16 protein-coding genes are annotated in these 12,011 nt (G+C 37.7%); 5 read left to right on the top strand and 11 right to left on the bottom strand.

Features of this window, described 5'->3' with window-relative positions; translation table 11 throughout:
- Positions 1 to 231: 231 nt before the first annotated feature.
- The 4 genes from ACI4L0_RS09020 to ACI4L0_RS09035 are packed head-to-tail and all read right to left on the bottom strand — an operon-like array spanning position 232 to position 3,213.
- The gene (locus ACI4L0_RS09020; RefSeq protein ID WP_439799840.1) at positions 232 to 1,287 is read right to left on the bottom strand and encodes a lipopolysaccharide biosynthesis protein; all 1,056 of its coding nucleotides are present in this window, start codon (positions 1,285 to 1,287) and stop codon (positions 232 to 234) included.
- Positions 1,288 to 1,302: 15 nt separating this feature from the next.
- Positions 1,303 to 2,040 (bottom strand): caspase family protein, encoded by a 738-nt coding sequence (locus tag ACI4L0_RS09025; RefSeq protein ID WP_439799841.1) that lies wholly within the window; start codon positions 2,038 to 2,040, stop codon positions 1,303 to 1,305.
- A gap of 10 nt (positions 2,041 to 2,050) precedes the next feature.
- Positions 2,051 to 2,488 carry a hypothetical protein gene (locus tag ACI4L0_RS09030; RefSeq protein WP_439799842.1) on the bottom strand — a complete coding sequence of 146 codons (438 nt, stop codon included), beginning with the start codon at positions 2,486 to 2,488 and terminating at the stop codon, positions 2,051 to 2,053.
- 2 nt (positions 2,489 to 2,490) lie between these two features.
- Positions 2,491 to 3,213: a caspase family protein gene (locus ACI4L0_RS09035; protein ID WP_439799843.1), complete on the bottom strand. Its 723-nt coding sequence runs from the start codon at positions 3,211 to 3,213 to the stop codon at positions 2,491 to 2,493.
- Positions 3,214 to 3,326: 113 nt separating this feature from the next.
- Here ACI4L0_RS09035 and ACI4L0_RS09040 point away from each other — a divergent pair, with 113 nt between their 5' ends.
- Positions 3,327 to 4,658 carry a hypothetical protein gene (locus tag ACI4L0_RS09040; RefSeq protein WP_439799844.1) on the top strand — a complete coding sequence of 444 codons (1,332 nt, stop codon included), beginning with the start codon at positions 3,327 to 3,329 and terminating at the stop codon, positions 4,656 to 4,658.
- Between the two features lie 2 nt (positions 4,659 to 4,660).
- On the opposite strand, the gene ACI4L0_RS09045 is transcribed toward ACI4L0_RS09040, so the two are convergent.
- The 3 genes from ACI4L0_RS09045 to ACI4L0_RS09055 are packed head-to-tail and all read right to left on the bottom strand — an operon-like array spanning position 4,661 to position 6,568.
- Positions 4,661 to 5,638: a hypothetical protein gene (locus tag ACI4L0_RS09045; RefSeq protein ID WP_439799845.1), complete on the bottom strand. Its 978-nt coding sequence runs from the start codon at positions 5,636 to 5,638 to the stop codon at positions 4,661 to 4,663.
- Positions 5,639 to 5,654: 16 nt separating this feature from the next.
- Positions 5,655 to 6,182, bottom strand: a complete 528-nt coding sequence (locus ACI4L0_RS09050) for a winged helix-turn-helix transcriptional regulator (RefSeq protein WP_439799846.1) — start codon at positions 6,180 to 6,182, stop codon at positions 5,655 to 5,657.
- A 56-nt stretch (positions 6,183 to 6,238) separates the two neighbouring features.
- Positions 6,239 to 6,568 (bottom strand): hypothetical protein, encoded by a 330-nt coding sequence (locus ACI4L0_RS09055; protein WP_439799847.1) that lies wholly within the window; start codon positions 6,566 to 6,568, stop codon positions 6,239 to 6,241.
- Between the two features lie 225 nt (positions 6,569 to 6,793).
- Here ACI4L0_RS09055 and ACI4L0_RS09060 point away from each other — a divergent pair, with 225 nt between their 5' ends.
- Complete coding sequence (locus tag ACI4L0_RS09060) at positions 6,794 to 7,924, top strand: IS630 family transposase (protein ID WP_439799848.1); 1,131 nt, start codon at positions 6,794 to 6,796, stop codon at positions 7,922 to 7,924.
- A 47-nt stretch (positions 7,925 to 7,971) separates the two neighbouring features.
- Here the strand turns inward: ACI4L0_RS09060 and ACI4L0_RS09065 are convergent, their stop codons facing one another.
- The 4 genes from ACI4L0_RS09065 to ACI4L0_RS09080 form a co-directional block, all read right to left on the bottom strand.
- Positions 7,972 to 8,166, bottom strand: a complete 195-nt coding sequence (locus ACI4L0_RS09065) for a hypothetical protein (RefSeq protein ID WP_439799849.1) — start codon at positions 8,164 to 8,166, stop codon at positions 7,972 to 7,974.
- A complete protein-coding gene (locus ACI4L0_RS09070; protein WP_439799850.1) occupies positions 8,159 to 8,479 on the bottom strand; it encodes a hypothetical protein in 321 nt (106 codons plus the stop codon). Before ACI4L0_RS09070 ends, ACI4L0_RS09065 begins: the two co-directional genes overlap by 8 nt.
- 240 nt (positions 8,480 to 8,719) lie before the next feature.
- Complete coding sequence (locus ACI4L0_RS09075; protein WP_439799851.1) at positions 8,720 to 9,136, bottom strand: type II toxin-antitoxin system VapC family toxin; 417 nt, start codon at positions 9,134 to 9,136, stop codon at positions 8,720 to 8,722.
- Positions 9,129 to 9,374, bottom strand: coding sequence for a hypothetical protein (locus ACI4L0_RS09080; protein WP_439799852.1), 246 nt, complete (start codon positions 9,372 to 9,374; stop codon positions 9,129 to 9,131). Before ACI4L0_RS09080 ends, ACI4L0_RS09075 begins: the two co-directional genes overlap by 8 nt.
- 363 nt (positions 9,375 to 9,737) lie before the next feature.
- Here ACI4L0_RS09080 and ACI4L0_RS09085 point away from each other — a divergent pair, with 363 nt between their 5' ends.
- The 3 genes from ACI4L0_RS09085 to ACI4L0_RS09095 all read left to right on the top strand — a co-directional run bounded on the left by ACI4L0_RS09085 (position 9,738) and on the right by ACI4L0_RS09095 (position 11,653).
- Positions 9,738 to 10,070, top strand: coding sequence for a DUF4372 domain-containing protein (locus ACI4L0_RS09085; protein WP_439799853.1), 333 nt, complete (start codon positions 9,738 to 9,740; stop codon positions 10,068 to 10,070).
- A gap of 638 nt (positions 10,071 to 10,708) precedes the next feature.
- Positions 10,709 to 11,047: a helix-turn-helix domain-containing protein gene (locus ACI4L0_RS09090; protein WP_439799385.1), complete on the top strand. Its 339-nt coding sequence runs from the start codon at positions 10,709 to 10,711 to the stop codon at positions 11,045 to 11,047.
- A gap of 15 nt (positions 11,048 to 11,062) precedes the next feature.
- Positions 11,063 to 11,653 (top strand): hypothetical protein, encoded by a 591-nt coding sequence (locus ACI4L0_RS09095; RefSeq protein WP_439799384.1) that lies wholly within the window; start codon positions 11,063 to 11,065, stop codon positions 11,651 to 11,653.
- Positions 11,654 to 12,011 lie beyond the last annotated feature (358 nt).

A 12,011-nucleotide genomic window follows, 5' to 3' on the forward strand; every position in this document is an offset into this window, starting at 1 on the left:
CTAACTTTGCTAGACCACCACCATAGGTGGTGGGTTTCCCCGTACTAAGATTTTTCCGGTTCGGCAAGATATATTTTTTCCTGCGACAGTCAGCAAAATGCTGTTAATAAAATCCAGTCCACAACGAAAATCAGCAAATTCACACTTCCAAGCGGCAATTCATACCCCGCCATTTCACCTTGATCACGAGCGGCCGTCATTAATGGAAGCGCGGTGGCATTTATTAAAGATTCAATTAGGGCAAGCCTTGTAAAAAAGATAGCATTTTCTGGAGGGTTTTTGAGCCATAGAGTAAGCATAATCCATGTGTAAAAAAAGCGGCAATGCGAACACCCACATTAAGTAAAAAGTCATTTTTGAACCGTTATATATAAGGCGAAACATCTCAGATTTATTATCTGCCGCATACTCTTTAATAATAGGAGGATACAGACTTGTATTAAAATTTTGTGAGAAGGTATTTACCTGACCCGATACCGTAACGGCAATAGTCCTTGCGGCAATTACAATTGGATTGAAAAATTGATTAAGTAAGATTGTAACTGCCTGATTTCTACCTACCGTAGAAAAAGCCCCAAAAAGGCTCCACCCTGTAAAATCAATGGTCTCCTTAAACAAGGATTTATCCCAATAAAATTTCTTAAACTGGCACTCTTCATATTTTTTAAGACAAATAAGCATATAAACAAGTGCAACACCAGTTTGTAATGCAAAAAGCAAAATACCGTATAATACAAGTTTGTCTACAACGATTATTTGCAAAAGGAAAACGACTCCGAGCTTACATAATACTTCAATGATAGAAACAGTTGCATAAATTTGCATATCTTCATGCGCTATAACAATCGCCATAAAAGGACTTGTTATAATTGAGAACAAAAATGATAAAACTGAAAACTGAAAAACAACACATACGGCATCAAACCTTGTCAAAGGCACAGAAAGTTTATTATGTACGAAGCACACGCCTATCGTTTCAAGCAAAGTAAGTGCAACAAAAGCAATAAGCACATAGATAACAAGATTCACACAAAATGTTTGCTTTAGGCGTTCTCCATCTTTTTTCCCTAGCGCAAACGAGAAAAAACGCTGGGTTGCACTCGCCATCGAACTACTTAAAAAGCCAAAGAAAGATACGATTCCGCCAACAACGCCGTATATTCCGTAATCTTCTGCGCCAAGCACATTAAGTACCACTCGCACTGTATACAAACTGACCAGCAAGATAAGTATCTGACGGAAATAGAGCATAAGTGTATTTTTGGCAATGCGGCGGGTATCAGACATTTTTTCTCTAACTCCTTATCCATAAAAATGAGAACTCTTTAATGCTAATATAAGCTGCCTATTCTTTGGGATAAAAGGATTCGCTTCATAATCAGGATGCTGCTCCTCGCCCAATCTAGAAGCCTCATCAACTGTCGGAATAACCGCCCCATTATGAGCATCCAAAACTAGAACATCGGACATACTGTTTTTTCTTGCTGCCTTTATTAAATTTTGTGTATAAATAGACCCTTTTCCAGTAGCATTAGCACATTCGCCTTTCTTACAAGCATATAAACTGATTTGCTGCTCATAAGAAGCCATAATTCTAGTTTCATACATTTCGCGAATTATCTTGTTCCACGATTCAGCACTAAAATTCACACTATCAGTAATCAGACTTTTCTGTGTACTCTCTGGAATAACACGGCAGCAGTCATATATATTTAACTGTCGTGGCGTAATATTTTGCAGTTCTATTTCGTCTATAGTTTCACCAGCCTTGTTTAATTCTAAAATCGTGTCTCCAGAAGATCTGTCTAAACCGCCGTGCCCACTATAGTAAAATATAAAGTAATCAATCTTTGCTACTTTTATCGATTCAAGGGATTCTTTTAATTCCTTATATGAAACATTATATGCCTTGCAAATCTCCAAATTAGAATTCCAAGCTCCTCCTATATCACTTTCTAGGAAAAGACCAAAATCTTCTAAATCTTTTTGAATACCAGGCAATCCATTTGTGTTCCCTATTAGCATTGCAAGCCTTTTCATATAGCCACTCCTACCTCAACATATTTTCAATAATATCCACGAATTCCTTTTCGTATAAATCGGTATTCTCATTAGAAACGGTAGGATTTCGCCAATACTCTTTATGTATTCTTACCCAAGACTTCATACCAAGTTCAGATTCAATCTTTTTCGTATCATATTTATAAAACTTTGAAAATTTTTCTAGATAGTTAAACACTAATGTAGCATATTGCTCATAGGCTGCATATTTCTCATCTTTTTCTGCAGAATTCTGCTTCCAGGCATCTGTAAAAGAACGCAACTCGAAGTATGGATACTGAATTGAAATTTTAATTATTTCATCCAACTGAGAATCAAGCCTGTTTCGTTTTTCATTTTTATTTGAGAGTTTTGTAACAACGAAGCTTACTATTCCAGAAATTAAAGCAGAAACTAAAGCTGACAAAAGGGTAGAATCAATACACATTTTTAAGACCTCGTATGTTTATCATTAATTGCAAAAATCAATTGCTGAGAAGAACTATACTTTGGCATAAAGAAATCTGGATGTTGAGATTCCCCATGCAAATCTGCTTCGTCTATTGTTGGCTGATATGCATCTGCATGAGCTTGACTTGCCAATAAATATGAATCTGAAAAATTCTTTGCAGATTTAAGAAGATGAGTTGTATAAATTCCTCCTTCTCCAAAATCATACGAAGATTCATCAACCCTACATGAATAAAGCGTCATCTGCTGTGGCAACGCGGACATAATTCGTTTTTCATATAAAAAACGAATTACCGTTATGTCTTCCCGCAATGCAGAAAAGTTTTTTGTACTTTCCATACTTTCTTGCAAAGTCTCATCTTTTAGACGACAGCAATCATATATACTTAACTGCCTGACTGCCAATTTAGACAAAAAGTTTTCTGCAATAGTTTCGCCTTTTGGATTAAGTTCAATAATAGTATTTCTCTTATAACCACCGTGTCCGCTAAAGTAAAAAAACACATAATCAAACTCTGAAGCCTTTATTCCAGCAATGAGAGAAATTAATTCTTTATAAGAAATGTTTGTTTTACAGAATATTTCAGATTCAAACCAAGCCCCACCTTTAGCACTCATCAAGAAATTTTTAATTTTAGAAAGGTCAAGCGGAGTTGATAATTCTCCATCTGCATGTCCAAGTAATACGGAGTATCTTTTCAATCTTCTACCCTATTATATTTTATCTTACTCTATAACTATCCTTCCGTCAATGTGTTCATTCTATGAATACTCCGCTTTGCAATTCGACACTGCATAGACTATAATAACCAATCATGATGCTAGAAGAACTGTATAAATCATTAGACGAAATCAATCATAAACTTGAACAATACAATAAGACTTCTTTAGAATCTTGTCCCGCTGCAGAATATAATTTTGGATTTTTGGTTGGAGAATTCAATCTCCAAAATCCTTCCATTATTTCAGTCATTGAAATTCTGAAATCATGTAAAGACGCTGATTTTATGAAATACACGGCAGCTGCTCTGAATTATTATTTTAAAGACAAGATTCGGGAATCCAAGAATCGACTTGATAAGTTTAATAATGATATACGTTGTACAAAACAACTTGAGGAATGGAACGAAACAACTTCTTGCTATTACAACAGCTTAGTCAACACGGAAAACGATACTATCACAGAAATAAGAAAATTGCTTTCAAGCACTAAACTAACTGATTATCTTGAATATTTTGCATCTTTTGCAGAACGGAACTGCATATATACAAACCTTGCAAACTGGATTCAAGATGCTGATTTCTTCCGAGCAAATTACGGTTATTTCTGCATTTTTGAAGCTCTTTTCTGGTTCTACTCCTTTGAACAAACAAATCTTAGAGAATTTAAACCTAAGGAAACAGCCCTTTTTGAGTATTTTTCTCAACACAATGTGGACATTCTTGAAGATAACAATTACAACACTTACGGATTGATTACTTTTACCGATAATTACGAGCCAATTTTTACTGAACATCTTGAATGCCGTCTTTTTAACAAAAAGCTCAATATCACAATTCCTCTTTCAAACAGGTTGGACAATGACCTTTTCAAGGAGCTTTTTGAACTTCGTGTAAAGAGTCTAATCAAAACAATCTCTTTCAGACCATATTACGATACACCCATCACTGGAAGGTTTACAACTGATATTGCATTAGAAGCTGTACAATTCGGTCAAATATTTGATATGAGCAATCTTAACGGTCTTGTTCCAACGAAACTGATTGATGAAAACTCAGATACCTTGTGGATAAAACCAGTCGGGAACGAAATAACTTTTGAAGAGCTAGAATACGATTTTAACACCTTTAATGATTACATTATAACACAGGCTGTTCATCTTGAATTCTTCGTTAATAACGGCAGTTTCTTTATAAAACACCTTGACCATGAAATCATTTTCTACACATTTGATGAATATGATAAACGCCAGTCTGACATAAAACAAAAGGAAAAAGCTCAGAAACGTCAGAAAACATTTAAGATTGATGATTCGGCTATTCCTTTCTTAGAAAATGACAGACCAGCATTCCTTATAAAAGTTTTGTACACCTACTTTTCAAGCAAAGAACTGCTGAACGAATATTTTAGCAAGTGCAATGCGTAACTTTAGAATCCCAGATTCTCGTAAAGGTCATCATCATATTCTTTTTGGAAATTATATTCCTTTAATTCGGGCTTGCCATCAAATTCATATTGGATTTTGTTTATATCAAAAATGACAAGATTTTTTCCAGGGAGCAAAGAATCTGGAAAAAGGATTCCATTTATGCCTTTGGTTTCTTGTTTCTTTGTGATAACTCTAGAAAGCAGCAATGCTGCTACAACAACAGGCAAATCATAGATTTTTGTATTGTCAGGAATAAAAGAATAGTCGATGTAATCTTTTGCTAAGTCCAAAATGCAGGATGCTTTGTTTATTTTGACTTTTTGAAACCAAAGTATGCAGTTTTTCTTATGAGAACACTCTGCTCCGCACAATGTCTCTGAATCGCTCAGATACCAGTGAACCTGTCCAAAATGATTGAACCGTCCTTCTGATATTGGGACTTTTTGCGGTGATGGCGGCAGCATATCGTCTGTTGTAAAAACAGCAGAGTCCTTTGGTTCTCTGGCTCTATAGTATATCTGATTGTCAATGTCCAGTTTAACCAAAGAATCGATGCCTTTTATTATCTGCTTTCCAACGCTATGATTACAGCTCAAATAAGGATACTTAATAAAATATTCATAAAAATCATCTATCTTTGTTTTTACATTTGCAGTTATTTTCTTGATATATTTTTCGTAAAATTTTTCTTCTTGATAATACTCGTTTGTCGTTACCTCAGAAAAGGCATTCAAATCACAGCCGCAATTAGGACAAACATAATTATCATAAATCTTTTCTTTTTGTGCCTCGGTAAAACCTATATCATCAAGCAAATCTTCAAAACTCTGATGGGGAGCATGAAAATAAGTTCTGTCATCTTCTCTGTCATAAGTCGCCTGACAACATTCACAACCAGAGAGCATATCTGTTAGGGTTTGAAGTTTTCGTTTTGGCAAGCCTAATTCAGAATAAACAACTTCGTAATAACCACCCATAGAAAAAAATACAGCCTTATTCTTCAATCAAATCCAACAAATTCACGCAGCCATTCTCCGTAAGCCACTCAATATCATCTTCCGCACACTGCTCCCCCACTACGCAAAAAGCGTCAGATTCAATCGGGTCAGCGGTGTCTTTTTCTAAGAATGTAACATTCAGAGTTTGACAGGCATAAACCAGCAAAAATTTTATATAACTTTTACCGTACAAAACAAGTTTTGTCTTACCATCTTTTTTTGCCTGTGCAACTGCGTTGCACAATGTGTCGTTGTATTTGTTTGCAATGGCGAATGTGCGCTTGGCAAAGGTCTGGCTGCGGGCAGTGAGTTCGGCGATTCCGGCAGGAGTGATTGCATAAGAGAACTTACGAAGGTTCACATTGGTAAGCATAATCCAGCCGCGTTCCACGAATCTCTTAATTACGGCGTTCATAAGACCAATTGACATTCCGGCGTTTTCGGCAAGCACCCGTTGGCTTGCGAGCGGTTCTTCTTTTAGGGTATCTGAAATATTCTGTAATGTTGCTACGTCAGTATTCATAATCTGAATAAATCTAACATATTTGATAAAAATTTCAAAGTGTGCTTTTGATAAAACTACTCGTTTTTTACACTAGAAAAGCAGGGCTTACAAATGGTGGTTTCGACAAGCTCAACCGCCGCATTCAGTTTTTCTGCGCTCGCCTTGCCCACCAAGACAGGAGCTTTACGCACATACGGACAGGCGGCAAGTGTGGTAATATCCACCGGCTCCGCGTTCTCCACGCCTATAAAGTAACTGAGCTTTTTGTTTTTCTCGTACTCTGTAAGCACGAGCATATGTTTTCCGGCAAAGGTCACTATGTCGCCACGGTCGAGGTAGAACAGACCAGTGTTTCCGTCTGCGGGCGGGATAAAGAACTCTTCGGGGGTCACGTCTTTTGCCATCTTGCGCAGCTGAAGAAGCGTTACATTGGCACGGCGGTTCACAAAGATGTTGCGGGCATTCTCTGTGGCAAAGCCGTATTTTTGCGAAATGTCGCGCCAGTCGTGTTTGTGCTTCTGGAGAAACAGGGAGGTTTCTGATGGCGATCATGCAGGGAGTGTGTGAAATTCATACTAGTACATCGTTCTATATTTAACATTCAGAATAAAATATGCTATACTAAATGCATGGGACGACCACTAAAAGACGGAAAAATTACATTAACAGAAGAAGAAAAAAAAATTCTGACAAAGATTAGAAAATCAAAAACAGAAACGGCAATCCGAGTAAAAAGAGCAACAATGCTTCTGCTTTCAGATGAAGGTAAAACTCTGGTAGATATTGCTTCAAAACTTGACTTTCATTTCAGCGCAGTAAAATTATGCCTCACAAAATACCGTAAAGGAGGAATCGAAGGTGCTCTTAATGATGAAAAAGGACGGGGAAGAAAGGCTGTAATCACAGACGAAGATAAGGCATGGATAAAAAATATAGCATGTAAAAAGCCTGCTGACTTCGGCTATGCTCAGGAGTTGTGGAGCATAAGAAAACTTCGGGAACATATCATTAATAACTGTGAAAATGAAAAACATGAAGCCTTAAAAACAGTTTCTATATCAACATTAAGCGTAATATTAAACGAAGCAAGCATAAAACCTCATCGAATTCGCTATTATCTTGAAAAAAGGGATGAAGATTTTGAAAAAAAGATGGAAGAGGTTCTGATTGTCTATAAAAAAGTCCAGATGAAACTGGAAAAGAAGCTTGAGGACGAATACATCATGGTTTCGTATGATGAAAAACCTGGAATTCAGGCAATTGGAAACACTGTTGCTGATAAACATCCGACAGAAAAACATGGTTTTATAGCACGGGACAGTGAGTATAAACGGCTTGGCACATTGTCGCTGCTAGCAGGAATAAATTTATTGGATGGAGAAGTCATATCTATTATAAGAAACCGGCATGCCAGTGAAGAGTTTATTGAATGGCTAAAAGTTGTTGATGAAAAATATGATAAGGACAAGAAGATACTTGTTGTTCTTGATAATCATTCGGTGCATCGATCAAAGAAAACAAATGAATATCTTGAAACACGAAAAGAAAGATTTGAGTTTGTATTTACCCCAAAACATGGTTCCTGGCTGAATATAATAGAAGGATTTTTTGGAAAACTTGCAAGGCAGCTTTTAAGGGGAATCCGGGTGAAGTCAAAGGAAGAACTTGTAGAACGAATTACTAAGTACATAGCCGAAGTAAACGAAAATCCAGTGATTCCAAACCGGATCTATAAAATGGATGAAACAACCATTTTATAGGTTATTTAAAAAACGCTGTACGAGATTTCTTCGTCCTCGTAATACACCTATTCGGCAGGGGCAAAATACGGCAGAAGCGAGCTTATCTGCGTGAATGTGGGGATGGATATTCCCACTGCAAGCTTATACAAGGTCGTATGGGGCAGTCCCCGCTCCACGCACCATTTTTTTAACGCCCTCTGCTCCACCAAATCCATCAGCTTTTTCTGCGCGTAGTTCATGCGCTTTGTTTCTTCATTCATAATACCGTGATTTTCCTTCTGCTTTGTATGATTCTATAAGATTCTGCACCGCGCTTTTTCTGCCACCTTTGTACTGAATGATGTTTGAAAGCTTGTACCAAAATAAGAGCGGCAGGGTAAGGATGAAATGCTCATCGTCTTTGGTCAACTCCTTTATGATTCCGTCCAACAGCCGAAATTTACTGCCTTTGGTCATATACACAAGGGCAAGAGTGCCGTCCACGTCGGGAAGCGCAACAGGCTCTCCGTCATGTGCATCCTGCCAGCCTGTTACAATGTACGCCCTCTTTATCCTCTCGAATGTATAAAACAACACTACCGCCGTACCGCCGGAAAACTTAAAGATATATTCGCTCTCGTTCTTCGTCAGATACGACTTCTCCGCTTTTTGCCCTGCGGCATAGAAACTGTATGAGTCATCTTTATTCTGCGGGATGTGGACGGTAAGGGGGGGGCATTTAGGGTATAATACATTATTTAATTGGTTGTGTACAGTTTGAAATATATATGGAACGCTAAGGCCGTTTTTTTTCAACCTTAGCGTTCCATATTCTTACAAGTCCCCTAAATACAAGACCTTTGCTTCATTTACCTGCTTTAACTGTTTGTCATTAGTAAGAAAAATGTCACAATTACAATCGATACTTGCTGCCATTTGCAGAGCATCCCCAAGTTTAACGGAAGGATAATCTATTCTAAGCTGTGCGGCTTTTTCTGCAACCTGCTCACTTATAAAGCATTTTAGAAATTCTAAAGATGAAAGATAATTCTTATACTTGTGAATCTGATTCAAATCTTTATCTTCGTAAGGTTTTACAAGAAACTCTGCATCCGTTATCGTTGATGTATAAAACTCTGCATCTTCATCAATACAGTCTGACATAAACTTCAGAACTTTAGTGTAATATGGTTCTTGCTTACCTAAAAGGTAAATCAGAGGATTTGTATCAATAAAAACTCTCTTAGCCAATGGTTCTCTCCTCTCGCAATTTGCTCTGGTATTCCATAGCATCAACACCATTCCATGTATCTTTCATGCTTCCTGCGAATTCCGAAAGGGCAGCCATTCTTCTCTGTTTTCGTGATTCCGTTTGCAACGGCTCTGTAACATTCTGCTGTTTTTGTAAAAGGTACATCATAAAATCATATACTTCCTGTTGTGCAGTAAGAGTCAATGTGTCATAAATATCTGCGACTGATCTTGGCATAATTCGTACCTCCGTGATTCTGATATATTTTAATTATAGCACAGATATAGATTTCTGTCATTCGTAGTTTTTGTGGCATTATAATCGTAGTTTTTGTGGCATTATAATCGTAGTTTTTGCGGTAACTTTTGAGGTCGATTTGTTCAACATCAAAAATACATCTGTTCACGGTAACACTGCTCTCTTTTACATTATCTTAATTTTTTATGTACAGTTTGAAATATCGATTAAATCTACGCTATTCATTATATTTATATCTGTACATCACTACTGTCCAAGATAAATAAAATACTTTTTAAAGCCTGTAATCCGTGATAAGATTTTATTATCACACAAAACACTATCACATAAGGAATTACAGACATGAATAAGTATAACACATTGCCCGGACAGCTGCTGGCATTTGTACCGAGACCTCAGTTTAAGAATCTCGTAAAAAGCACACAGGCAGACAAGCACTGCAAAGGCTTTACTGCCTGGCACCACTTTGTAACTATGAGCTATGCTCAGCCTGCAAATCCAAACGTACTGCGGAGTCTTGAGAATTCACTGGACTCAAACCATTCAAGTCTTTATCATCTCGGCATTCAAAAAGACCTTAAGCGCTCGACAATTTCATACGCGAACAACAACAGGAGCTGCGTACTGTTTGAAAAGCTTTTCTACAGCATCCTTGACAGTAGTGATATTTTATAATCATTGAAAACGATCCGATAATATTCCGCAGAAAATTTTATTCTTATTTTAATGTAACATCCCATTAATACTATGTTTAATTACACTTTTTAATCATAAAAAATGTATGCACCCAACGCACACACACGAAAAAAAAAGAAGCACCCACCCTCTCCCTTTCAGGCAAGCCGTACATTCAACAAAAAGTCTTCCATAACGAAACAGAACTCTCCCTGTTATTTCCGTAGATTCAGCAAAATCCTGTACGTCCAAAAACATTTTCTTCTACGTCTATCCGTAAAATGCTGCACGTCTAAAAAGATTTTCTTTTACGCCCATCCGTAAAATCCTGTACGTCCAAAAAGATTTTCTTCTACGCCCATCCGTAAAATCCTGTACGTCCAAAAAGATTTTCCTCTGCGTCCATCCGTAAAATGCTGTACGCCCAAAAACATTTTACTGAGCGTGCAAAGGCTTTTTTCAGCATGCCTCCTGATATGATAAAATTTGCTGTATTTAATTATATTTTTGGTTAATTTTTATTGACTTTAAATCAACAAATTGTTATATTACAGATAAAGGACTAAAACTGCTCCAGTCCTAAAAAAATGACCGTTATAAAACGGTTCTATTTTCAGCCTATAAAAGGAAGGCGCTATATGGCAGAAGAAAAAGAAAACATTTTTGCAAGGAGGGTAAAAGATTTAATGAAAGAAAACCGCTATTCACAGAAGAAGCTCTGCGAAATCTGCGGTATTACAGAAGCTGCATTCAGCCGCTACATGACCAGCGGCCGGATGCCCAGAACGGATGTGCTTGCAAACATCGCAAACACACTTCACACAACAAGTGACTATCTTTTGGGTAATGATACCCACTATGGTTACGACCAGCTTAAGATTTTACTTGCAAGCAGCAAGGATGACTTAAGCAAAAATCAGAAAATCAGCTTGATGAAAATTCTCATGGACGAATACAGCCGCCCGGAGGATGAATAAAAGCATGGAGGTTCAATGGAAGAAACTGAAAATATGAAACAGTTTATTGGCAAAGGATTGCCAGATAACGCGCTGAAGGCATCAATGGCAGACGGAACGCCGTACGTGCTTCCGCCGTGGAGAGTAAATGATATTATTCTTCTGGCCATTGAAACGCTCAGCGATGTTGATTACTACAAGGACGACTTTGACTACAAAAAGATGATCCGTGAGCAGGGAATTAAGCTTAAAAAGTTTTCTTCCTTTACTCCCCAAAATCTTGAAGGATTCAGAGAAATTTCATTGAGCCGCTGGGAAGAAGGTATCTGCGCCCTATTTCCACATCCTGTTACAGGGGAACAGTGCCGCATGATTGCCTACAACGAAAACCGGAACTCCATTGAGTGCATGCAGATTGTTTTTCATGAGTACGCTCATATCAAACTGCATCATACTCAGCAGAGCATAAACGGCGAGGTAGAAGCAACCTGCTTTGCCCTTGCCATGACTATGTTCCTGCTCCTTGAGCAGCTGTTCCATGTGGGAAAGACTGTTGTAAATGCCGCAGGAAAACCATTCCTTGTTCAGACTATAAGGAATGCAATAAAACAAAAGGAGGTGGTATGAAAAGCATATACGCATAAAAAAAGCCCTTTCAGGAAGTGCGCCAACACTTGCTGAACAAGGCTTTTCGGTCGAGAGCCATATATGTGAATCTCTTAAAATTGAACAAAAAGATTATATCACATTTTGGCTCTCCTTGTCAAAAAAAAATCGCAGGCGGAGATTATTCCGCCACGCACTCTTCAGAGTGAAAAAAAACACCCGGCTGGGTGACAGTTTAAAGAATAAAGCTAAAAAATTGCTGCATCGCAATTTTTTTTAACGCTTTGCTATCTAACACGCCCGCTCTGACCGGCGGGCTTACACAGGAGGGCATAAACTATGCTGAATATCAAAACTATCAAGAACGTACTTGTTACGG

Origin of the sequence: Treponema sp., assembly GCF_051883275.1 — a bacterium.
GTDB lineage: Bacteria > Spirochaetota > Spirochaetia > Treponematales > Treponemataceae > Treponema_D.

Bases quoted from the DNA above. Each gene is read 5' to 3' on its own strand.
- ACI4L0_RS09020 (WP_439799840.1), bottom strand. From the start codon at position 1,287: ATGTCTGATACCCGCCGCATTGCCAAAAATACACTTATGCTCTATTTC.
- ACI4L0_RS09025 (WP_439799841.1), bottom strand. From the start codon at position 2,040: ATGAAAAGGCTTGCAATGCTAATAGGGAACACAAATGGATTGCCTGGT.
- ACI4L0_RS09030 (WP_439799842.1), bottom strand. From the start codon at position 2,488: ATGTGTATTGATTCTACCCTTTTGTCAGCTTTAGTTTCTGCTTTAATT.
- ACI4L0_RS09040 (WP_439799844.1), top strand. From the start codon at position 3,327: ATGATGCTAGAAGAACTGTATAAATCATTAGACGAAATCAATCATAAA.
- ACI4L0_RS09045 (WP_439799845.1), bottom strand. From the start codon at position 5,638: ATGGGTGGTTATTACGAAGTTGTTTATTCTGAATTAGGCTTGCCAAAA.
- ACI4L0_RS09050 (WP_439799846.1), bottom strand. From the start codon at position 6,182: ATGAATACTGACGTAGCAACATTACAGAATATTTCAGATACCCTAAAA.
- ACI4L0_RS09055 (WP_439799847.1), bottom strand. From the start codon at position 6,568: ATGGCAAAAGACGTGACCCCCGAAGAGTTCTTTATCCCGCCCGCAGAC.
- ACI4L0_RS09060 (WP_439799848.1), top strand. From the start codon at position 6,794: ATGGGACGACCACTAAAAGACGGAAAAATTACATTAACAGAAGAAGAA.
- ACI4L0_RS09065 (WP_439799849.1), bottom strand. From the start codon at position 8,166: ATGAATGAAGAAACAAAGCGCATGAACTACGCGCAGAAAAAGCTGATG.
- ACI4L0_RS09080 (WP_439799852.1), bottom strand. From the start codon at position 9,374: ATGCCAAGATCAGTCGCAGATATTTATGACACATTGACTCTTACTGCA.
- ACI4L0_RS09085 (WP_439799853.1), top strand. From the start codon at position 9,738: ATGAATAAGTATAACACATTGCCCGGACAGCTGCTGGCATTTGTACCG.
- ACI4L0_RS09090 (WP_439799385.1), top strand. From the start codon at position 10,709: ATGGCAGAAGAAAAAGAAAACATTTTTGCAAGGAGGGTAAAAGATTTA.
- ACI4L0_RS09095 (WP_439799384.1), top strand. From the start codon at position 11,063: ATGGAAGAAACTGAAAATATGAAACAGTTTATTGGCAAAGGATTGCCA.